Genomic DNA, 19,221 nt, shown 5'->3' on the forward strand with positions numbered 1-19,221 from the left:
GTATTGTACAATACGCGAGCGGGGACGCTCGCACTACAATAAAAAAAATGCTTTTTACAAAACTGAGATGCTCCCATCTATTCTTTGTGGAACAGGCATCTTGCCTGTTGCTGACAATGGTGCAACATCTCAGTTTAACCAATTTAATAACTATAACCTTCTTCTCTTCCTTCGTGTTATTCGCGCCTTCGCGGTTCGTTTAAAAAAAGCCTTGTTTGCCCATCATCCAAAAAAATTATAACAACTTTCCATTCTTGATACTTCAGACAGATGTGGAGAGAGCTGTCATCCTAGTATTATAATCGCGAAACTTTTTAGGTAAAAATCTGTGACAAAATTTTTATTTCGAGCTGCGATCGGGCTGTTAATGGCCTTTTTTGGGGCAATTACCTATTTTACAAACGACGTACAAAATCCGGTAACTGGAGAGAGACAGCGGGTGCAGCTTTCTCCCCGCCAAGAGATAGTTTTGGGATTGCGGGCGCGAGATCAAATGGCCGCCAAGCATGGGGGGCTTTATCCCAGCCAGAGTATTCAGCAGTATGTCGATCGAGTAGGAGCACGAGTTGTCAACGGTTCGGCCGCGAAACAAGCGGGTTATCCGTTTGAATTCCACCTGCTGCGAGATGCCCAAACTGTCAATGCTTTTGCTTTACCGGGCGGACAAGTTTTCATTACCGCCGGACTCCTGGGGCGGCTAAATTCCGAGGCTCAGTTGGCCGCTATACTAGGGCACGAGGCCGGTCACGTGGTGGGCCGACACGGTGCGGAACACTTGGCAAAACAGCAGTTGGGCAGGTCTTTGGTAACGGCGGTTGGGGTGGCTACTAGCGACGATCGCGGGGGTGGACAGCAGGCAGCATTAATTGCTCAAGCTGTCAATCAAGTTGTCGGTTTGCGGTACGGTAGGTCTGATGAACTTGAGAGCGATCGGCTTGGGTTTCGGTTTATGACCGAGGCGGGTTACGATCCGAGAGGTATTGTTGAGGTGATGCAAATCCTCGGTGCCGCTAGGAAGGGCGAAGCGCCGCCGGAGTTTTTGAGTTCTCACCCGAATCCTGAAAACCGAGTTGAAAAGTTGCAAGCTTTAATCGCGCAAAATTTCCCTAACGGCGTTCCAGCTAATTTGGTGTCGGGACGCGAAGAGTTTGCTAAAAATGTGTCGGGCGGTTAGCAATAATTGCATCGGGCTTTACAAAAGTTATTACTATAGGCGGATCTAAGTTCGGCTTGGATTTGACACGATCGACTTAATGAGCGATCGAGCAATTGGAAAGTTGAAAACCATGATTGAATCTTGGATGATTATCGGCGGCGTGACTTTCTTAGTCGCGTTCGGTACTCTGTTTTTTAAACTGCGCGATATTAACTGGGCAGTCAAACTTGAAAGACCGGATTGGATGTTTTTTGAGCCTGCTATTCCGTTAATTTGGACGGTGATTTTTGCTTGCGGGGCCGGCAGCGCTACTTTCGTATGGGAACAGGAACCCGGTAGTCTCAAAACTTGGCTGCTGATGGCTTTCTACTTGCTTTTAGAAATTGTCACAGTTGCTTATATTCCTGCTACTCTCAGAGCAAAAAGTCTCAAAGTAGGGACAATTTTGGGAGGGGCTGGCGAGATTTTAGGGGCTGTGTTGACGTTGGCTGTTTTGCCGATTTCTCAAACCGCCGCTTTGTTACTTTTGCCTTACGTGATTTGGGGTGCGATCGGCACTTATACCACTTGGGAAATGATTCAGTTAAACCCAGAAGCTGCATAAATATTCGGTGTTCTTCGGCGCACCCTACATACTATAACGCTCTTCTATTCTCTTCCTTGGTGTCCTTAGCGTCTTCGCGGTTCGTTTAAAAAAACATTGTTAATAATAGCAAATCCGTGCTAGGGGGTTAACCCACCCGATAAAGTGAGGAAATCCGCTTAACAGTGTGTGGGTATTGGATGAGAAAATAGATGAATAAAACGGCTTTAAATCAAAGGATGACAGTTATCAATGGCCATTAAAGACCAGCCCCAACCACCTCGTTTTCGACAAATTAGCAATGTCTTGTTATTGCTCTCAAGTTTGTTTTTGCTGGCCAACATCTTTTTACCGAATTTGTTCGGCCCCCAAATTCCGCAAGTGCCTTACAGCTTGTTCGTCCATCAAGTACAAGAACAAGATGTAGCGCGAGCTTCGGTAGGTCAAAATGAAATTCGCTACCAACTCAAAGGCGAAGGTGACAAACCCGGTCAAGTGCTGTCAACTACGCCGATTTTTGACCTGGAATTACCTAAACTTTTGCAAGAAAAAGGCGTTGAATTTGCGGCAACTCCCCCTTCTAAAAATGGCTGGATCGGCAGTGTTTTAAGCTGGGTGGTTCCGCCGCTGATTTTTGTGGCGATTTTTCAATTTTTCATGAACAGGCAGGGTGGCGGGCCACAGGGTGCGCTGTCGATCGGCAAAAGCAAAGCTAAGGTCTATGTAGAAGGCGAAGCGGCGAAAATTACTTTTGCTGATGTGGCTGGAGTAGAAGAGGCTAAAACTGAATTAGTCGAAGTTGTTGAATTCCTGAAAACTCCCGACAGATTTACAGCAATTGGCGCGAGAATTCCCAAAGGCGTGCTGTTAGTCGGGCCTCCAGGAACTGGCAAAACGCTGTTAGCAAAAGCAGTGGCTGGTGAAGCTGGCGTGCCGTTTTTTAGCATCTCCGGTTCGGAGTTTGTTGAACTGTTTGTAGGTGTTGGTTCTGCCAGAGTTAGAGATTTATTCGAGCAGGCTAAGAAACAGGCTCCTTGTATTATTTTCATTGATGAATTGGACGCGATCGGCAAATCCCGCAGCAGTAACGCTAGCTTCGGTGGGAATGATGAGCGCGAACAAACTCTCAATCAATTATTAACTGAAATGGACGGTTTTGCGGCGGGCAATACTACGGTAATTGTGCTGGCTGCAACTAACCGCCCGGAAAGTTTGGATGCTGCTTTGTTGCGCCCTGGCCGTTTCGATCGCCAAGTTTTGGTCGATCGCCCGGATTTATCGGGCCGCGAAGAAATTTTGAACATTCACTCTCAAAAAGTGAAGTTGGGCCCGGATATTGACTTGAAGGCCGTCGCCGCTCGCACCCCCGGTTTTTCGGGCGCAGATTTGGCAAATTTGGTCAATGAAGCTGCTTTGTTGGCGGCCCGCAACAAACGACTAACTGTAGCGCAGGAAGACTTTTTTGAGGCGTTTGAGCGCGTTGTGGCCGGCTTGGAAAAGAAAAGCCGGGTACTCAATGAAAAAGAGAAAAAGATTGTGGCTTACCACGAAGTCGGACACGCGATGGTTGGTGCTGCGATGACTGGCGGTGGCGAAGTGGCCAAAATCTCGATCGTCCCTCGCGGTATGGCTGCTTTGGGTTACACGTTGCAGGTACCGACTGAAGACCGTTTCTTGTTGGATGAATCGGAATTGCGGGGTCAAATTGCTACACTGCTTGGAGGGCGATCGGCTGAGGAAGTGGTGTTTGGTAGCATTACTACTGGCGCTTCAAATGACTTGCAAAGGGCGACTGATTTAGCTGAACGGATGGTGACAACTTACGGGATGAGTAAGGTTTTGGGGCCTCTAGCTTACGATCGAGGTCAACAATCAATGTTCCTCAATGACGGTATGGGAAATGCCCGCCGCGCGGTAAGTGCTCAGACTGCTGAGGCGATCGACCAAGAAGTCAAAGAAATTGTCGAAACTGCACATCAGCAAGCTTTGGATATTCTGAAAGCAAATCGGGAATTGTTGGAAACAATTACGCAGAAACTGTTAGAAACTGAGGTGGTGGAAGGTGACCAACTGCACAAATACCTCGCTGAAGTGCGGCCTTTAGATAAGGTTGCGGCTTGAGTTTAACAGGGTTTAATTAAACCGCAGATCAACGCAGATGAGTAGAAATCATCTGCGTTTTTTGATACTTACTTGTAGGAATCGCGTTAGGTTACAACCCTTTGATATACTGGCTCAATACAGGTGGGAGAGTGTAAAAACTTTCCTGTTTTTCTATCAAGCAGCGCCGTGATAAAGATTGGAGCGCGTTGAGTAAATCCGATGATGATATTTGTCCTTTTTTTAGTAATTTTGCTAGGTTGACTGGCTGGTTTTCCCTAGCCAACAAAGACATAACTTGTTTTTCTAGTTCGGAAGTGCGATCGAACTGCTGCTGTAAAACATCTTTCAAATCTTCCGGCAACAATATAGTATCATCTAGTAATAATTCTGTGGCGCTGATTCCCAACTCTTCAATCAGATTCGCTACGCTTTTCAACCATAGGGGGTTGCCGTGGTAGCGCTGAATGAGTGCTTCACTGTTGTCGCTTTCTTCTAACCCATAATCTCTGAGTATTTCCCGTCCGGCTGGGAGGTCTAAACCCTTGAGTTGTAAGGTACGAATAAGAGTATTTGGGCTTTTAACTTGAGTCACTTCTCTGGGTTGTTCCCAACCGATTAGCAGAAAGCAACATGGATGGGATAATTTTTCTATTTGTTTGAATAAAGAGCGATATTCTTCGTATTGTGGTTTATATTTTCCTGCCAATTCCCCGCTACAGAAAAGGTTGTGAACGTCATCCAAAACTATTAAACACCGATACTTTTGCAAATATTTAATCAGCGGTAAGCGTTTCGGGTTTGTTGGGGATAAATCTTGTTTTTCTGAATGCGAGAAAAACTGTATTAGTTTATGTTCAAATTTATCTGGGGTGTAGGAGAGGTCGATGCTGCACCAAATGACGCATTCAAATTCATCTTTTATTTGCTGTAAGAGTTGGACTGCTAGGGATGTTTTTCCGATGCCACTGATGCCGGTGAGCGCGATCAGGCGGCTGCGTTGTTGTAGAATCCAGGTGGTGAGGGTGTCGAGTTCGGGGGTGCGATCGAAGAAATCACCCAACTCCGGCATTTCGCTTAAATCTTGATGTAAAGTTCGGGTTTGTTGGGGGTTAGATGTTTGTTCTGTTGACGGGGTAGAGTTTGGTATATCTGTTAGGTATAAAGTATGCCCACAGATCATATAGCTACTTTGGTTGTGGTGTTGCTCAAAATGTGAAAATGTTGAGCGAAAATTTGATTTAGTGACTCTTTTTCCCAACTCTTGTGAAAGGGTCTGCCATAATTCCATTCCTACCTCTCTAACGCGATCCTCAGAGCGATTAACCGCCTTGGCAATTTCTTTATAATCCTCATCTTCCCACGTGCCGTGCAGGATTTTCTCTTGTAAGTCATTGAGATGCTTACCTGTTCTAGCAAACACCAGATCGTCTGCGAGTTTTATCACTTCCTTAAGGTTCATAGAGTCGGGTCAATGTCAGGGTTGCTTGTATTGTACCCAACCTTTCCCAACATTTCCCAACATTTCCCAATTTTTTATTCGATTATCAACTGGAAAAGTCCCAATAACTACCAAACTTTTTGCAAGCAGCAAAAGAAAAGTTAATTGCTAGTCTGGATAAAGAGCAAGTTTACCCCCTTGAAAACGTTTTTCTAGACTAATACACCCTGACTGGTCCAAGCTGTGAGTATTTGAACAAATATTTGTTCATTCTTTCGTGAACGTATGGTTGAAACAACTACCCCGAAGGCTCCGGCTAAGGCGGCACTCTTCTAAAATAGCTGGAGTATAAATGTATGGGACAAAATAAGTCATCGTCCAATGACACGACAGAAACTCTTCTAAAAGTTTTTTCTGTAATCTGGAAAGTAGTTTGGACTATTTCCAAGTGGTGTCTAATAACTGCGTTTTGGATCTTGTTTGCAACGATCGCATTTGCTCTTGCACTTGGGGGAATTAGCCTTCCAGAGCCAAGATATATTCCAAAATCGGGGCGCAGAAGAATAAATACTAAAGAAGCCAAAAAACAAATTATTCGAGAGGTAAAGGGGAAGCGGTCTAAGAAGTTCTTAGACGAATATGAACATATACTAATCCACGTGCAACAAACAGAAGTCGAGAGAATTCAGGGAGAAAAACTCGAAGAACAAGAAAAGAAAGCTCGCCTTCAATCTCTATCTATACGTGAGCGTATCCTTCTCAAAATACGGGAGAATCCAGGCTCATTACTAGAAAAAATCCTAACTGAAGATGAGATGGAAGAACTAGCTCTTATGATTCTCGAAGCTTCTCTATAATGTTGGCATCTCTTATGTAGTGTTTTTTGAAGAATTTGTTTACTTACATCAAACCAATCTTCGCAACAACTTTTAGTTATGAAAAATCGTTGGACTACTCGTTCTCTGTCAGAAGAGTCTCCTCTTCTTAAAAGAATTGGAGGAAAGGCTGGTACTTATGATGTTATGTGGGATACCTCTGCGAAAGTCATACGTATTAAAGGCTCTGGGCAGGAATGGAAAATTCCTCTTGCATCAGGGATTGATGCAATGTCTTTATTAGGAGGGTCAGCAGGAACAAAGGAAGAAAAAATGTGGAGCAGAGAGTACAGTGGGGTATTTAATAAAAGCAACATAGATAGCCTTCCTGATGGATTGGAAGGACTGTATTACATTGACAGTTATGATTCTGAAACTATGTATTTGGGAAAGTCAGATAGTTGTGTAAAGGGACGGCTACAATCTCACTTGAGGAACAGTAGCAACAGTAGTTTAAGGTCTGCTGTTAAGTCAGGGAAAAATCTGTTCTTCTTTTGTTGGGAGTCGCCTAATCCCAAGTACGAGGAAGCAATTGAAATAAAACGTCTTAAAGGAGCAGATTTTTTGCGGGGGCAGCGGCGTGAGAAGAAACCACTGATACAAGAGCTGGACTAACGTTAAATTATAGCGCTATCGCGCCTTTTATAGGTTGGGTTTTTTTTCATCAACCCAACCTCTTTTTCCCCTCACAATCTTATCCATTTCTACCATGCCACTGCGATGATTGTACGGAGTGCGATCGCCCCTACCTATCGAATTAGTCACTCCATACAGTTACCATGATAAACATACAGAAACCCGGCGGCTTCAAACAACCGGGTTTCTAAATATTGTTGCTGCATTTTCGACGATTAAGTTCCGGGCACGTAGGCCATAACTGGAGTAGCTTGCTGCTGCTGCGCGATTTCCAAAAGCCGCTGAATTCGCTCCTCTGTTGGCGGGTGAGTGCGGAAAAGTGACTGCAAACCTTTAGTGGAAAAAGGATTCACAATCAGCAGCGGCGACATCGCAGGATTGCCGTGCATCGGAATTTCATGACCCATTTTCTCTAATTTTTGCAGGGCGTTTGCTAAGCCGATCGGGTTATTGGTAATTTCCACGGCCCCACTGTCGGCTGCAAATTCCCTCGTCCGAGAAATCGCCATTTGAATTACGGTTGCTGATAGCGGTGCTAAAATGATTAAAAACAGCAAACCAAACGGATTCGCGCCTTGTCTGCTATCCCGCGTTACCGGGCCGTAAAGCGCTCCAAAAGTCAGAATTCGCCCGACAAATGTAATTGCACCCGCAATTGTTCCTGCAACTGCTTGAGTGAGGGTGTCGCGGTTGCGGATGTGGGTCAGTTCGTGGGCTAAAACGCCTTCTAATTCTTCGCGGGAAAGCAGCTTGATGATGCCTTCAGTAACTGCTATTGTCGCGTGTTCCGGGTCTCTTCCTGTGGCGAATGCATTGGGAGATTGAGTGGGAACTAGAAATATTTTCGGCACCGGAATTTGGGCTTTTTCGCTCAGCGATGCTACCATATCGTAGATTTCTGGTGCTTCGCTGCGGGCGATCGGCTGAGCGCGGTAAGCCATTAACGCAGCCGTGTCGGAATAGTACCAAGAGCTAAAACTTGAGAAGGCTGCTAGCGCTAAACCGATGTAAAGTCCTTGCTCGTTGCCGATTAAATAATAACTTCCTAAAACGAGAAGGCCGCTTAGGAGTCCTAAGAGAGCGGCTGTTCTGAGTTGATTTGTTCCTAACATGGCGGGTTGAGGGCGATCGCTATTTTGATATTTTTGAGCTTGTAATTAGATTTTCATATTTGCGGGCGATCGCGCCTCTATCTGCCGAAATAACTGCTGCCGCCAATAGTAGTATTTCACCTTTTGAGTCAGAAACTGGGAATGCCTCGGAAGGCTCTCTCGCCTGCTCTCAAGAGGCGGTAGAGCCGCAGGATATGACATTTCCAGGCTCTGCTTGGAAACGAGATTAAACGAGATAACCATTCTAAATACCCTTGGACTGCAATTACGGTATAATTGGTGAATATGACATAGTAAAAATTCCACATAAATCATGACTATCGATATAGAGATTTTTCAAACTGTCATCAAGATGCCAGAATCTCTCAAACAAGAGATATTGCATTATGCAAAATATCTACTTGACAAACACGCAAAAACTGAATCATCTCATGAAAAACTTGAACAACTTCACGGTTATGGTAGTTGGGCAGGTCAGATCGTGATGTCTGATGATTTCGATCGACCGCTGGAAGATTTAAAGGAATATATGTAACGTTGATTTTGGCTGATGGCAAGACTCTATTATCGAGGCATGGCAGAAGAAAACGGTAAACCAAAAATGGGACGCAACGCGAGGTTACTGGGAGTCAGACCCAGTATTGACATTGATGTTGAGCAAGTGCCCAAAGAATGGTTGGATGAACAAGGTTATTTACTACCAGAAACAGAGCGCAAGTCTTCGGATGAATCTGTCACTGTAGCCATAAGAAACACAAAAGGAATGTCCGTCTCCCTCTCTATCGAAGGCTTGCCATCATTCCGCAAACCCTCAAAATTTGGCGGAACAGGGAAAGATCCTCTTTGGCAGATTGACGACAGCAAGATCGTCGGAGATATTGAAGCTGTGCAAGATAGTCCAACTCATGTCAGTATTTTGCCAAGCGCTACAATGCTTTTAGAGAAATATGAAGCAGCGCTGGCCCAGACACAGAGCGAATGGGAGAAAGTTTAATAGTTTAATTTAGTCAACGGGAGAACAGCAATGGCATGGGTGTTTAGCTTATCGGCTGAATGTGGCACAAAGCAATCTGAAGCACAGCAATTTGCTCAATATTTCAATGAAATTTCATGGGTTCTATCAAACGGTACACATTCCCAATGTCGGGCAGAAAGTTTTCAGGATATAGAAGAGAATTGGTGGTGTAGAGTTTGTCCAAGTGGCATCAGTGAGATTGGAATTGATACTCCCGAAAGTGCTTATTTAATGACGGAAATAGGTATATTTTTGTATCAGAGTTTGCGGTTTGCTCCACCGTTTCGGTATGCTTTAGTTGGTATGGAAGTAGATGAGTTTAGAACCTACAGCGAATTGATTGAAGAGCCTGACTTGGTTTTTCCCGGCTTGGTTTTAGCTGAAGCTCTTTGGCAAGCAACTGGAGCATCTTCGGTTTTTCGATTGTTCAGTCTCGGATATGTTTGGAAGCCCTATGAAGGTGAAGTTTATAGACCACTACTAGCATCGCCCGATCTAAAGAACAAGCTTGATGAATTGCTGAGCGTGGGGTAAATCTCTTCAATCGCCCACAGTATATTCTTGTTTAAGCAATTTAGATATCCGACTTCTTAAATAAGTCGGATATCTGGCTATTAGGTGGAATTCTCCAACCCTAAACCGCTTGCACTTGCTTTTCCTCAACAGCAACAGGTTCTTGATATACAGTTTGAGACTCATTAGCCAAAAAGTCGGCTAATTGAGCTTCAATTTCATCCCGCACAATCTGGCGGTATTCCAGGAAATGCTCGTTGTGAGCACATACTGTTAAATAATGATCCCAAACAGCAGGATTGCGTTTGAGAATGCTGAACAAATGATGCCAGAACTTCCACCGAGTTTTGCGCTTGACTCCCTGCCGCCAAACCACAGTTAGCAGTGCTCGCAAGTCTATCCAACTGGGAATTCTTGCAGGTATATTTGCTGTAGGTGCACCCAGCATCAAGAAGTGGCGATAAGTTCGGTCTAAATATTTCTCAGCATCATACACTTCGCAGAATGCCTCGACATATTCGCGGGCAATATCTTCGAGAGGCCGCGTCGGAATGAAGTTCATCAAAGTAGTCTGGTTGAGATTGCCAGATTTGTCGCGCAACCGCCCTTCTTTTGCTAGTCTGTGGGACAATGCCGTGTGCGGCAAAGCTTGCAGCATTCCAAAGGTTGTACTCGGAATTGCTGCTGCTTCGGCGAACTTGACAATCCGCTGACCGGCACCGGGTTTTTCGCCGTCGAATCCGATGATAAATCCGGCCATTACTCGCAAACCGGATTTGGCAATTAACTCTACTGATTCGATCAGGGAATTGCGGGTATTTTGGAATTTCTTGGTCATTTGCAGGCTTTCTTCATCGGGAGTTTCAATCCCTAGAAACACTGCATTGAAATTGCAAGCAACCATCATGTCCATCAATTCTTGGTCTTGGGCTAAATCGATGGATGCTTCGGTGTTGAAAGTAAACGGGAATTTGTGTTCTTCTTGCCAGACTTTTAAGTCTTTTAGCAACAGTTTGACGCTGCGTTTGTTGCCGATAAAGTTGTCGTCTACCATGAACACGCCGCGCCGCCAGCCCAAGTTGTAGAGATAGTCTAATTCTGCTATCAATTGTTGGGGGTTTTTGGTGCGGGGTTTGCGGCCGTAGAGGACGATGATATCGCAGAATTCGCACTGGAAAGGACAGCCTCTGGAAAATTGAATCGACATCGAGTCGTAGGCGTCTAATTCCAGCAAGTCGAAGCGGGGAACCGGGGTTGTGGTAACATCGGGTTTTACGCCGTCCGATCGATAAATTCCGCTTTTTTCGCCGCGCCCTATTGCTTCGACAAACATCGGCAAGGTGATTTCGCCTTCGTCGAGGATCAGGTAATCTATGCCCGCTGCTTGAGGTTCTTCGGGTACGGAAGTCGGGTAAGGGCCACCACAAGCTACGGATTTACCGCGCCGTTTTGCTTCGCGAATGATGTCTAGCAAATCTTCTTTTTGGACAATCATTGCGGAGAGAATAACGAGCTCTGCCCATTCCCATTCTGCTTCGGTGATTTGTCTGATGTTGCGATCGACTAACTTAAATTCCCATTCTTGGGGTAAAATAGCTGCTACCGTTACCAAACCCAGCGGTGGCAGCAGCACTTTACGATCGACTAATTCTAGGATTTTCTCGTAAGACCAAAATGTTTTCGGAAACAGCGGGTAAACTAAAAGAACTCGCATTATATGTTAAACCTCACCAAAAAACTGGGTCTGAAGCCCCGTCCTTATAGGACGGCTTTACATTGAATTAAATCCCCTTTCGGGGTCGGAGAGGGAATTTTATGCAACCTCTCCGATTTTTGGGGAATGGTTGCCCCAAACTCCCATTTCTGGGGTAAAGTTAGCTTCGACAAAGTTATAAAGGCTTGCGCCGGCTAGCAGCACTGTCTCAGTGACCTTAAGACTGTTTAACCACTAGCGACAGAGCAAGGGACTAGCTTCGCATCAAGCGGGTGTCGTGACCTAAATAACGTAGCTATTTAAAGCTTAGTCTGGTCAGAATGGCCTGTTAGATTTCTCTTTCAAGCCTCACGCCTTTAGGCTGAGGTTTCTGACATCAGTAAACAACTTGCGATCGGGCTGGCGGGGCGTGAGAGTTCGATCGACTCTCAAGACTTAATGTTAAGGCTAAAATTACGATCTTGCACTCGATCGAATATCTGGCGAGGGGTGACACCCCCTAAAACCCACAAATTGAGCGCAATTTTTAGCTGGCAGTTCCCTGTTAAAGTGTGCAAATGCTGATATCTTATCGTATTTGACCGTTAATTAACGATAATCTCAGTTAAAAAGCATGGGACTAAGGCAAAAAAGAACTTGAAACAGTAGACTTGAATAGCATAAAGAATTAGGGACGGGCTAGAAGCCCATCCCACAAATTGTTTCTTGTGGGATGGGATTTGAGAAGCGCCAAAATAATTAGGGACGGGCTAGAAGCCCATCCCACAATCTTTCTTGTGGGATGGGCTTCTAGCCCGTCCGATTATTGGTGCGGAGTGTACGGACTACTTTTTATTTTTATCGGGAAGCCCGCTAGTTCTTAACATATCGGCAACTGTGCCGCAGTAACTCGGCATTCCTATGCTTTCGGGATTCACAAGATTTTGATAGGTAAAATGGCGGTAGCTGATGCAAAATCTATCCCAAGCAGCCACTTGAATTCGGAATAGCCAAATAAAGAAATCTGCCAGCCAAGGTGAAAGAGTAATCCGAAAAAATATGTTTTTATTCAAATACTGGCAAGCCTGTTCTACCACTTCGTTAGCTGTAATCGCCGGATTTCCTAGCACAAAATGTCGCGGTTCCTCGGAAGCCGGCGGATGTTCAACTAAATAATTAACTACTTTAGCAATATCTGCGCCGTGGATGAAGTGAAAACTGCCATCTGCCTTAAACCAGCGAATCAAACCAATCCATTTTGCCACAAGTGGCAGGCCAGATGACAAGTGAGAGACTGGTTTTTCGGCGTCTCCTCCCAATACTAATGTTGGGTAAAGTGCGGTAATTGGAGGGACATTTGTCAAAGCTGACAAATGCACCATGCAGTTGTATTTTGAGCTAATATAATCCGTCCCCAGTTCCCCGGCTTCTTTGAGCAAATTGTTGTCTCTACCGAGAATGCTGGCCGTTGAAAAATAAATTACTTGTTGGCAAGTCTGTGGCGAAAGTAGTTGAATTAGCTGGAGAGTTTTCGTTACGTTAACGTCAAAAACTTCTTGAGTTCCTCCCCAAGCAGTGGCAGCTAAAATTGCGACATTAATTGTTTGCAGAAGTTCGGCGTGTTGCTCGATATCTCGCATATCGCCTTGTAATATATGGATGCCGGGGCGGGCTTTCCAGTCAAATTTTAATTTGTCGGGGTTGCGAACTAAGAGGTAAAGTTCGTGGTTTGTTTCTTGAATCAAAGTTTCGGCCATGTAGTGACCGATACAGCCACTTGCACCCGTTATGAAAATTTTTTTGGCGTTCATTTTGCAGAAGGGGAAGGGGGGGACGGCAAGGGGGAGAATTGGGCTGTTTCATTCTCCTGCAATCCGCCAGGGGTTGAAACCCCTGGCGTCGGGCAAAAGTCGGTTGAAACTGAGATGTTGCACCATTCTCAATTAGTGTTTTATGAACAGGCAAGATGCCTGTTCCACAAGAAAATTTATATTTTGTGGAACAGGCCGGAAAGCCTGTTGCTGACAATGGTGCAAGATATCAGTTGAAACCGACTGAAGAGCACCATTGTTAATAAAGGGCTTTTTTGTGGCTGGGGGCGGGTTTATTTAACCTGTCTGCACTCTTTAAAGCTATTGGTGAACCCGCCCCTACGGGATGTTTTATTGGCAAGGGTGCTCTTCGGTGAGTTAAAACCGACTGAAATATTAATCTTTAGTCCTCATAGCGAGGACTTTAGCTATGAGACAGGGGTTTCAACCCCTGTCGGATTGTCGGACTCAAGCAGCAACTGCAAGCAATTTGTCGGCTTGTTTTGCGGTTTCAAAGAAGAAACGCACGTTGTCTTCGGGAGTACCCGGTAACACGCCGTGTCCCAAGTTGAGGATGTGTCCGCGCGGGCCCGCTTTGCGAATTGTATCAAGAATTCGATCGCGAATAAACGGTTGAGAACCAAACAACACGCCCGGATCTAGATTTCCCTGAACGTTCATATTCGGGCCCAAACGTCGGCGCGCGTCGGCCATATCCACTGTCCAATCGACGCTGATGATATCGGCGCCGGATGTTGTCATGCGTTCGAGGAGGCCGGCGCTACCGGTGACTAACAGAATTAGCGGGGTGTCGGGATGGGTTTTTTTGACTTGCTCGAATACTTGTTTCTGGTAAGGTAGAGCGAAGGTGTCGTAGTCCTGCGGGGAAAGTTGGCCGGCCCAGGAGTCGAACATTTGCACTACTTGCGCGCCGCAGTCGATTTGATAGCGCACGTAAACGGCGATCGCATCGGCGAATTTCGACAGCAACTGATGCAGTAAAGTTGGATCGGAAAATGCCATGTTTTTGATGATGGCATAATCTTTAGAACCTTTGCCCTCAACAGCATAGGCCGCCAGCGTCCACGGCGCGCCCACAAAACCGAGCACGGTGGATTTGTTGCCGACTTCCTCGCGCAGGGATTTGAGGATTGTTTTGATAAACGGCAAGCTTTCTTCCGGGTTCAGGGGTTGCAGGTTGTCGATTTGCTGCTGAGTGCGGATGGGTGAGTGGATAATCGGGCCTTTGCCTTCGGCGATGTCCATGTCAATACCCAAACCGGGCATGGGGGTGACAATATCGGAAAACAGAATTACGCCGTCGGGTTGAAACGCGCGCCACGGCTGAAGGGAAACTTCGATCGCCACTTCGGGGATTTCGGAACGTTCGCGAAACGAGGGATACTTTTCTCGCAAATCTCGATAAGCCTTCATGTAGCGGCCGGCTTGACGCATCATCCACACGGGGGGGCGGTCTAGGGTTTCGCCACGGGCTGCCCGCAACAACAAGGGAACTTCATTTAATGCCGACATTTTAACTTTTCTCTACCTTAGATATTTCAATGCCTTTGGTAGCTTACCACTGTGCGATCGTCCTTTTTGACAAAAAATTCATCTGTCAGCGGGGAGGGAGATGAGGGGAGTGGCCCAGTTCGATTTTGGGCGATCGGGATTTGGTTGGTTGCGAGGCTGGCGGTAAATTAGCTGAACCGCCCTTTTTGCGCCACCAGCCTCGCAAATGACATCTAGACTCCTTGCATTATATGGGCTGTATAATGGAGTTTTCCCCACTTGTTGGGGAAACTCATTGAATAAAAAAATTGAATAAAAACTTAGTAAAGAACCAAGTAAAGCAATACTTGACAATATAAACGGGTAGATTCTGGATGCTGCTATTACATTATTTTTGACTCCTGACGTTAAGACTATGAAAAAAATAAAATTTGAATCCACTGTACAACTTTGGATAGATATGTCTGTACTTGGGTTTATCTACAAGCCTACTTGTCGTCCGGGCAAGTTTTCATCCAATGTTTTAGACACTACAAGCTATCTTATAGAGAATATAAACTCTAAGGGTAACTTACCATTTTTTATCAAATCACTTTTTCTCACTGCTGTATTTACTCCTTTACTGTACAGCTCAAATTTTTACATTATTTGTATAGGCTGGGTTTTAATACTCGTACCCGGTTTTATGCTAGCCATACAGCTTTTTTACCTCCTCTTAAGTCAAATACTGTGCATCTCAATGACACCCCTATGTTTGATAGATGACATACTTTCTAGTTTCAAGGATTCAAAGTGAACCTTATTTCTGAGCTAATATTGCATCGTAATCGCCATGATTCCCTATCCAAAACCAGACAATACCTTCAGGTTTCTCAACTCCCAAAGCTCGGTAACTCTCGCCTACTCGCACCGATTGCAATTGCTTTCGCCTGCCAACTTTTTTAAAATGCAGCGAAGGGTGATACGGCTCGACTTTGAGTAATTCGTAATTTTTATCGGCTAACGCTTGTATTTCTTTAGGTAGCTGGTGATAGCAGTGCCAAAAACGCGGTAAAGTCAGATGCTTCATAACACTTTAGCCAATCCCGCTTCATACTCTGCATCGACTTCATCAAGTAGCGCATCTAACCGCCCCTCCTCCAAATCGTCTTCAATTTGCCTATCCCAGACTTGTTGGCGATACTCTATCAGCCAAGCAGTGAGTTCTGATAGTTCCTTAACCGACAAGTTCATAATTGCTGTTTCAAGTTCTTTAACGCTCATATATTTTGTCACCTCATTAATATTATTAATATACCAATAATCCTGAACGCACGGGTAGTCATAAACCAGGTTTTTTCCGAAAGACGCATTCCAGCTTACAGATGAGCGTGAAAAACCCGGTTATGAAGGTTAGTTGTAGATTATACAGAGCGACGCAGCCGTAAGTATGGTGGGTCGCTGCGAGATTTTCGAGTTTATTTCTAGATTAGACCACTTGCAAAAATCCTTTTCATCAATTGATGGGACGGGCTCTGGGACCCATCCCACAAGAAAAAATAACTCTTGTGGGATGGGCCGAAGAGCCCGTCCTAATTATTTTTGCAAGAGGTCTATTGTAAATAGCGACGCACCCACGGTATTTTGTAGGGTACGTCGGTGTGACATTTTCGAGCTTCGTTGTAGATTGTAGAGAGCGGCGCACCCTACTATCTCGTCACACAAACTCCGCCCACCACTACCCGACATTGATCTCGGCGCTCATCGAACCTCCTATTATCATTCGCCCTCGCCGAATCTAAATCTCTAGTCCGCGAATTGTAGTAATAATCTCCCGCTGGAAAGTTTCTAGTCGGGACAGCGCAGTAAGTCGAGTCTTGATTATTATCGTCGAACCTTACTCTCACCATCGAACGTCTCTCGCGACAATCAACAGACCGCAAGCCAAAATCATTTTGCAGAAGCTGTGCTCTGTCATATTGACCGTCATATCGATCGTTATCTCGTCCGGTGTACCAATCGTCCCGCGAATTGCGAGCTCGTCTGTTGCCCCCATCAATTCCCGAAACTTCCAGCGTGTAGCTACCGCCCCTGGCAGCATCTTTTGCTAACACTAAAAGCTTATAATCGCCAGTACGGGGAATTTGATAATTAAAAGAACGGTCTAGCGTAAAAGCGACTTGTTTGTTGTTCCCGTAAAACAGCACCATGACGGGAGTAAAACCGCGACTTCTATCTGTATCTAAAAACACTTCAATGTTATCCCCTTCCCTTGCGCTGAATGTGTATTCTTGGCCGCGCAATTCTTCCGTCGGAGTTCCGGGTGTCCACATATTTCGGAAACGGTAAATCGGGGAAGTGCGGCGAATTACTCCGTCAATGCGATCGTTATTCCCTATCTGTTCGCCAACTGCACTTGAGGAAATCCCGGTAAGTGCCAATCCCGTAACTAGGATGGCGGCAGCAATACTGTTTAACAAGTTGTGTGTTTTCATATCAACCTCTCGAAAAATTTAAAATCTTTTTGCTTTCTTGGCGCCGACATTTGCATACACAATCCATTTTAAATGTAATTTCTGCCAACCGTGTCAACCTCACCTAACGGGACTATTTAGCGGGTGCAAAATCTCAAGCTAAAGTTATAGACGTTAATCCTTAATCTAAAGTTGCGATTTATCGCCACAAATCAGCAATCCCGATTCAGCGTCGAGACTCGCCATAATTCCCATAGGTAAAGCAGCGTTAACTCCCTCGTGCCCGAAGGGCAAATCCGAGACAATCGGAATATTCAAATCCCCCAGCCGATCGCGCAAAACCTCTTCAATGCTAAAACTGGGAATACTTGGGTCAATCTCGCAACGACTGAAGCGCCCCAAAGCAATGCCCCGCACCCCAGCGAAAGCCCCCGCCATCCGCCACAAAGTCAACATCCGATCGACCCTGTAGGGAGCCTCGGAAACATCCTCAAATGCGAGAATAACCCCGGTCAAATCTGGTTGATACGGGGTTCCGAGCAAATGAGAAGCAACCGTCAGATTCGCAGGAAACAGCCGCCCGGTGGCTTTTGAGCTGCCCCATCCTTTACCTTGCAAAGATTGTAAGGGACGACCTTCTATGCAGTCAAAAAGTCGATCGACAGACCAATCCGGTTCATCCGCCAAAGTTGTCAGCATCGGCCCGTGAACGCCCCAAATCCCCAATTTGTCGTGATTCCACAGCAAAGCAGTAATATCTGAAAAACCGATTAACCATTTCGACGGATGGGAATCGGGAGTTGGAAATTGGGAATTTTCCGCCTTTCCCACTTTTCCTTTTTCCAAAAGTCGAGTGCTGCCGAAACCGCCTCGAACACACAGAATACCGCGACACTCCGGGTCATTGAGGGCATCCGCCAACTGTCGGACGCGGTTTTCATCGGAACCGGCCAAATAGCCCCAGCGATCGTCAAAACCCGGTGTTAATTCAAGTCGATAGCCGCGAGATTTCCAAATTTCTACACCCTTTTCAAAATTGGTTGATTCTCGCAAAGTGCCACTAGGGGCAATTACTTTGAGCAAATCTCCTGGTTGCAGAAATTTTATGTTAGTCATTAGTTATTAGTTATTAGTTATTAGTTATATCGTGTTTGGTGAATCGATCATAATTCCGTAGGGGCGGGTTTGACAGACAATTTCTGACTGAAACAGACAATCTCGAAAACCCGCCCCCACCCATCCATAAATACAAACCTACCTTTTCGGATTCGAGGCAAATTTTAGGTTGATTTGGGTTATCGGTTGGGGCGGGGCGGGTTTATCTAGATTGTTGATAATCGTTAGATATTGTCGGTGAAACCAGCCCCTACGGGATATGGTTAATTATTGATTTAAGAGTGAGTTTTTCAGATTTTTGGTTAATCATTACTACGGCAAAGTCAGAATTTCCACCCCAGAATCAGTCACAGCCAGAGTGTGCTCGAATTGAGCCGAAAGCTTTCCATCCTGCGTGATAGCAGTCCAACCATCGGCCAAAATTTCCACTTCCCAAGTACCCTCATTAATCATAGGCTCGATCGTAAAAACCATGCCTTGTCTGAGCTTCTTCCCCGTGCCCCGCTTACCGTAGTGCAGAATTTCCGGTTCGGTGTGAAAAACGCGGTGAACGCCGTGTCCCGCAAAATTTCGCACTACCGAAAAACCCTGTGCTTCAGCATATTCTTGAATCGCTGCACCGATGTCACCGGTACGAGCACCCGGTTTGACTTCCGCAATTCCTCTTCTTAAACATTCCTCGGTTACTTCAACTAACTTTTTCGCTACCGGTGAAGGTTTCCCCACAAAAAAAGTTTTGGAAGTATCGCCATGATAACCATCAACTAAAGGTGTTACATCAATATTAATAATGTCCCCTTCTTTAAGAATTTGTTTCGCATTGGGGATGCCGTGACAGACAACTTCATTGACGCTTGCACACAGAGATTTGGGAAATCCTTTATAGCCTAGCGGAGCGCTTTTTGCTCCGTGTGCCAAAGTCCAGCGTTCGGCTTCGTCGTTAATTTCTAAAGTGCTGACACCTGGTTTTACCATCGGTTCGAGATGCAGCAGAAGTTCGGCCGCTAAGCGGCCTGCTTGGCGCATTTTTTCGATTTCTCTACTGGATAAAAGCACTAAACGTTCGGTTGCCATAGTTGTTTGGGTTTTCTTTTTTTGTGGTCGATTAAGAGTTTATTTAACTCAATTTGAGAATAGATTTGAATTGCTGTTCAATAAACTTGTAAGGTGCGTCAGTCAGCGAATCTTTCTAAAAATTGGCCAGT

General features: G+C 45.4%; 21 protein-coding genes. 10 read left to right on the top strand and 11 right to left on the bottom strand.

The window, feature by feature from the left end:
* The 4 genes from QUB16_RS25075 to ftsH4 all read left to right on the top strand — a co-directional run.
* Nucleotides 1-241: hypothetical protein (locus tag QUB16_RS25075; protein WP_333320326.1), on the top strand; the 241-nt coding region annotated here is incomplete at its 5' end.
* 87 nt (nucleotides 242-328) lie between these two features.
* A complete protein-coding gene (locus tag QUB16_RS25080; RefSeq protein WP_333320328.1) occupies nucleotides 329-1,174 on the top strand; it encodes a M48 family metalloprotease in 846 nt (281 codons plus the stop codon).
* Nucleotides 1,175-1,253: 79 nt separating this feature from the next.
* A complete protein-coding gene (locus tag QUB16_RS25085) occupies nucleotides 1,254-1,760 on the top strand; it encodes a TspO/MBR family protein (RefSeq protein ID WP_445251162.1) in 507 nt (168 codons plus the stop codon).
* Nucleotides 1,761-1,991: 231 nt separating this feature from the next.
* The gene (ftsH4, locus tag QUB16_RS25090) at nucleotides 1,992-3,860 is read left to right on the top strand and encodes an ATP-dependent zinc metalloprotease FtsH4 (protein ID WP_333320330.1); all 1,869 of its coding nucleotides are present in this window, start codon (nucleotides 1,992-1,994) and stop codon (nucleotides 3,858-3,860) included.
* Nucleotides 3,861-3,951: 91 nt separating this feature from the next.
* Here ftsH4 and QUB16_RS25095 read toward each other — a convergent pair whose 3' ends face one another.
* The gene (locus QUB16_RS25095) at nucleotides 3,952-5,301 is read right to left on the bottom strand and encodes an NB-ARC domain-containing protein (RefSeq protein ID WP_333320331.1); all 1,350 of its coding nucleotides are present in this window, start codon (nucleotides 5,299-5,301) and stop codon (nucleotides 3,952-3,954) included.
* A 335-nt stretch (nucleotides 5,302-5,636) separates the two neighbouring features.
* Here QUB16_RS25095 and QUB16_RS25100 point away from each other — a divergent pair, with 335 nt between their 5' ends.
* The gene (locus tag QUB16_RS25100) at nucleotides 5,637-6,137 is read left to right on the top strand and encodes a hypothetical protein (protein WP_333320333.1); all 501 of its coding nucleotides are present in this window, start codon (nucleotides 5,637-5,639) and stop codon (nucleotides 6,135-6,137) included.
* Nucleotides 6,138-6,215: 78 nt separating this feature from the next.
* Entirely contained in the window at nucleotides 6,216-6,770 is a 555-nt protein-coding gene (locus QUB16_RS25105) for a hypothetical protein (protein WP_333320335.1), read from the top strand.
* A gap of 27 nt (nucleotides 6,771-6,797) precedes the next feature.
* On the opposite strand, the gene QUB16_RS25110 is transcribed toward QUB16_RS25105, so the two are convergent.
* Together QUB16_RS25110 and QUB16_RS25115 are read right to left on the bottom strand one after the other, a co-directional pair.
* Nucleotides 6,798-6,920, bottom strand: coding sequence for a hypothetical protein (locus QUB16_RS25110; protein ID WP_333320337.1), 123 nt, complete (start codon nucleotides 6,918-6,920; stop codon nucleotides 6,798-6,800).
* An 86-nt stretch (nucleotides 6,921-7,006) separates the two neighbouring features.
* On the bottom strand, nucleotides 7,007-7,903 hold the full coding sequence (locus tag QUB16_RS25115) for a M48 family metalloprotease (protein WP_333320339.1): 897 nt from the start codon (nucleotides 7,901-7,903) through the stop codon (nucleotides 7,007-7,009).
* On the opposite strand from QUB16_RS25115, the gene QUB16_RS25120 reads away from it, so the two are divergent.
* The 4 genes from QUB16_RS25120 to QUB16_RS25135 all read left to right on the top strand — a co-directional run bounded on the left by QUB16_RS25120 (nucleotide 7,891) and on the right by QUB16_RS25135 (nucleotide 9,452).
* Nucleotides 7,891-8,133 (top strand): hypothetical protein, encoded by a 243-nt coding sequence (locus tag QUB16_RS25120; RefSeq protein WP_333320341.1) that lies wholly within the window; start codon nucleotides 7,891-7,893, stop codon nucleotides 8,131-8,133. The genes QUB16_RS25115 and QUB16_RS25120 overlap by 13 nt on opposite strands.
* A gap of 83 nt (nucleotides 8,134-8,216) precedes the next feature.
* Nucleotides 8,217-8,438 carry a type II toxin-antitoxin system VapB family antitoxin gene (vapB, locus tag QUB16_RS25125; protein ID WP_333320343.1) on the top strand — a complete coding sequence of 74 codons (222 nt, stop codon included), beginning with the start codon at nucleotides 8,217-8,219 and terminating at the stop codon, nucleotides 8,436-8,438.
* A 15-nt stretch (nucleotides 8,439-8,453) separates the two neighbouring features.
* Entirely contained in the window at nucleotides 8,454-8,897 is a 444-nt protein-coding gene (locus QUB16_RS25130) for a Tse2 family ADP-ribosyltransferase toxin (protein WP_333320344.1), read from the top strand.
* Nucleotides 8,898-8,927: 30 nt separating this feature from the next.
* A complete protein-coding gene (locus tag QUB16_RS25135) occupies nucleotides 8,928-9,452 on the top strand; it encodes a hypothetical protein (protein ID WP_333320346.1) in 525 nt (174 codons plus the stop codon).
* Nucleotides 9,453-9,552: 100 nt separating this feature from the next.
* On the opposite strand, the gene QUB16_RS25140 is transcribed toward QUB16_RS25135, so the two are convergent.
* The 8 genes from QUB16_RS25140 to map form a co-directional block, all read right to left on the bottom strand.
* Complete coding sequence (locus QUB16_RS25140; protein ID WP_333320348.1) at nucleotides 9,553-11,145, bottom strand: B12-binding domain-containing radical SAM protein; 1,593 nt, start codon at nucleotides 11,143-11,145, stop codon at nucleotides 9,553-9,555.
* 824 nt (nucleotides 11,146-11,969) lie between these two features.
* Nucleotides 11,970-12,935: an NAD(P)-dependent oxidoreductase gene (locus QUB16_RS25145; RefSeq protein ID WP_333320350.1), complete on the bottom strand. Its 966-nt coding sequence runs from the start codon at nucleotides 12,933-12,935 to the stop codon at nucleotides 11,970-11,972.
* 468 nt (nucleotides 12,936-13,403) lie between these two features.
* Nucleotides 13,404-14,468 (bottom strand): uroporphyrinogen decarboxylase, encoded by a 1,065-nt coding sequence (gene hemE, locus QUB16_RS25150; protein WP_333144146.1) that lies wholly within the window; start codon nucleotides 14,466-14,468, stop codon nucleotides 13,404-13,406.
* A 778-nt stretch (nucleotides 14,469-15,246) separates the two neighbouring features.
* On the bottom strand, nucleotides 15,247-15,516 hold the full coding sequence (locus QUB16_RS25155) for a ParE family toxin-like protein (RefSeq protein WP_333320351.1): 270 nt from the start codon (nucleotides 15,514-15,516) through the stop codon (nucleotides 15,247-15,249).
* Nucleotides 15,513-15,710 (bottom strand): hypothetical protein, encoded by a 198-nt coding sequence (locus tag QUB16_RS25160; RefSeq protein ID WP_333320353.1) that lies wholly within the window; start codon nucleotides 15,708-15,710, stop codon nucleotides 15,513-15,515. Before QUB16_RS25160 ends, QUB16_RS25155 begins: the two co-directional genes overlap by 4 nt.
* 425 nt (nucleotides 15,711-16,135) lie before the next feature.
* Nucleotides 16,136-16,921 carry a hypothetical protein gene (locus QUB16_RS25165; RefSeq protein ID WP_333320355.1) on the bottom strand — a complete coding sequence of 262 codons (786 nt, stop codon included), beginning with the start codon at nucleotides 16,919-16,921 and terminating at the stop codon, nucleotides 16,136-16,138.
* Nucleotides 16,922-17,086: 165 nt separating this feature from the next.
* Entirely contained in the window at nucleotides 17,087-18,016 is a 930-nt protein-coding gene (locus QUB16_RS25170; RefSeq protein WP_333320357.1) for an LD-carboxypeptidase, read from the bottom strand.
* A gap of 312 nt (nucleotides 18,017-18,328) precedes the next feature.
* Nucleotides 18,329-19,090 carry a type I methionyl aminopeptidase gene (gene map / locus QUB16_RS25175; RefSeq protein ID WP_333320359.1) on the bottom strand — a complete coding sequence of 254 codons (762 nt, stop codon included), beginning with the start codon at nucleotides 19,088-19,090 and terminating at the stop codon, nucleotides 18,329-18,331.
* Nucleotides 19,091-19,221 lie beyond the last annotated feature (131 nt).

The organism is Microcoleus sp. D3_18a_C4 (assembly GCF_036702415.1).
Taxonomy (GTDB): Bacteria; Cyanobacteriota; Cyanobacteriia; order Cyanobacteriales; family Microcoleaceae; genus Microcoleus.

Excerpts from the sequence above, each read along its gene's own strand:
- QUB16_RS25085 (WP_445251162.1), top strand. The coding sequence starts at position 1,254 with ATGAGCGATCGAGCAATTGGAAAGTTGAAAACCATGATTGAATCTTGG.
- ftsH4 (WP_333320330.1), top strand. The coding sequence starts at position 1,992 with ATGGCCATTAAAGACCAGCCCCAACCACCTCGTTTTCGACAAATTAGC.
- QUB16_RS25095 (WP_333320331.1), bottom strand. The coding sequence starts at position 5,301 with ATGAACCTTAAGGAAGTGATAAAACTCGCAGACGATCTGGTGTTTGCT.
- QUB16_RS25100 (WP_333320333.1), top strand. The coding sequence starts at position 5,637 with ATGGGACAAAATAAGTCATCGTCCAATGACACGACAGAAACTCTTCTA.
- QUB16_RS25105 (WP_333320335.1), top strand. The coding sequence starts at position 6,216 with ATGAAAAATCGTTGGACTACTCGTTCTCTGTCAGAAGAGTCTCCTCTT.
- QUB16_RS25115 (WP_333320339.1), bottom strand. The coding sequence starts at position 7,903 with ATGTTAGGAACAAATCAACTCAGAACAGCCGCTCTCTTAGGACTCCTA.
- vapB (WP_333320343.1), top strand. The coding sequence starts at position 8,217 with ATGACTATCGATATAGAGATTTTTCAAACTGTCATCAAGATGCCAGAA.
- QUB16_RS25130 (WP_333320344.1), top strand. The coding sequence starts at position 8,454 with ATGGCAAGACTCTATTATCGAGGCATGGCAGAAGAAAACGGTAAACCA.
- QUB16_RS25135 (WP_333320346.1), top strand. The coding sequence starts at position 8,928 with ATGGCATGGGTGTTTAGCTTATCGGCTGAATGTGGCACAAAGCAATCT.
- QUB16_RS25140 (WP_333320348.1), bottom strand. The coding sequence starts at position 11,145 with ATGCGAGTTCTTTTAGTTTACCCGCTGTTTCCGAAAACATTTTGGTCT.
- QUB16_RS25145 (WP_333320350.1), bottom strand. The coding sequence starts at position 12,935 with ATGAACGCCAAAAAAATTTTCATAACGGGTGCAAGTGGCTGTATCGGT.
- hemE (WP_333144146.1), bottom strand. The coding sequence starts at position 14,468 with ATGTCGGCATTAAATGAAGTTCCCTTGTTGTTGCGGGCAGCCCGTGGC.
- QUB16_RS25155 (WP_333320351.1), bottom strand. The coding sequence starts at position 15,516 with ATGAAGCATCTGACTTTACCGCGTTTTTGGCACTGCTATCACCAGCTA.
- QUB16_RS25160 (WP_333320353.1), bottom strand. The coding sequence starts at position 15,710 with ATGAGCGTTAAAGAACTTGAAACAGCAATTATGAACTTGTCGGTTAAG.
- QUB16_RS25165 (WP_333320355.1), bottom strand. The coding sequence starts at position 16,921 with ATGAAAACACACAACTTGTTAAACAGTATTGCTGCCGCCATCCTAGTT.
- QUB16_RS25170 (WP_333320357.1), bottom strand. The coding sequence starts at position 18,016 with ATGACTAACATAAAATTTCTGCAACCAGGAGATTTGCTCAAAGTAATT.
- map (WP_333320359.1), bottom strand. The coding sequence starts at position 19,090 with ATGGCAACCGAACGTTTAGTGCTTTTATCCAGTAGAGAAATCGAAAAA.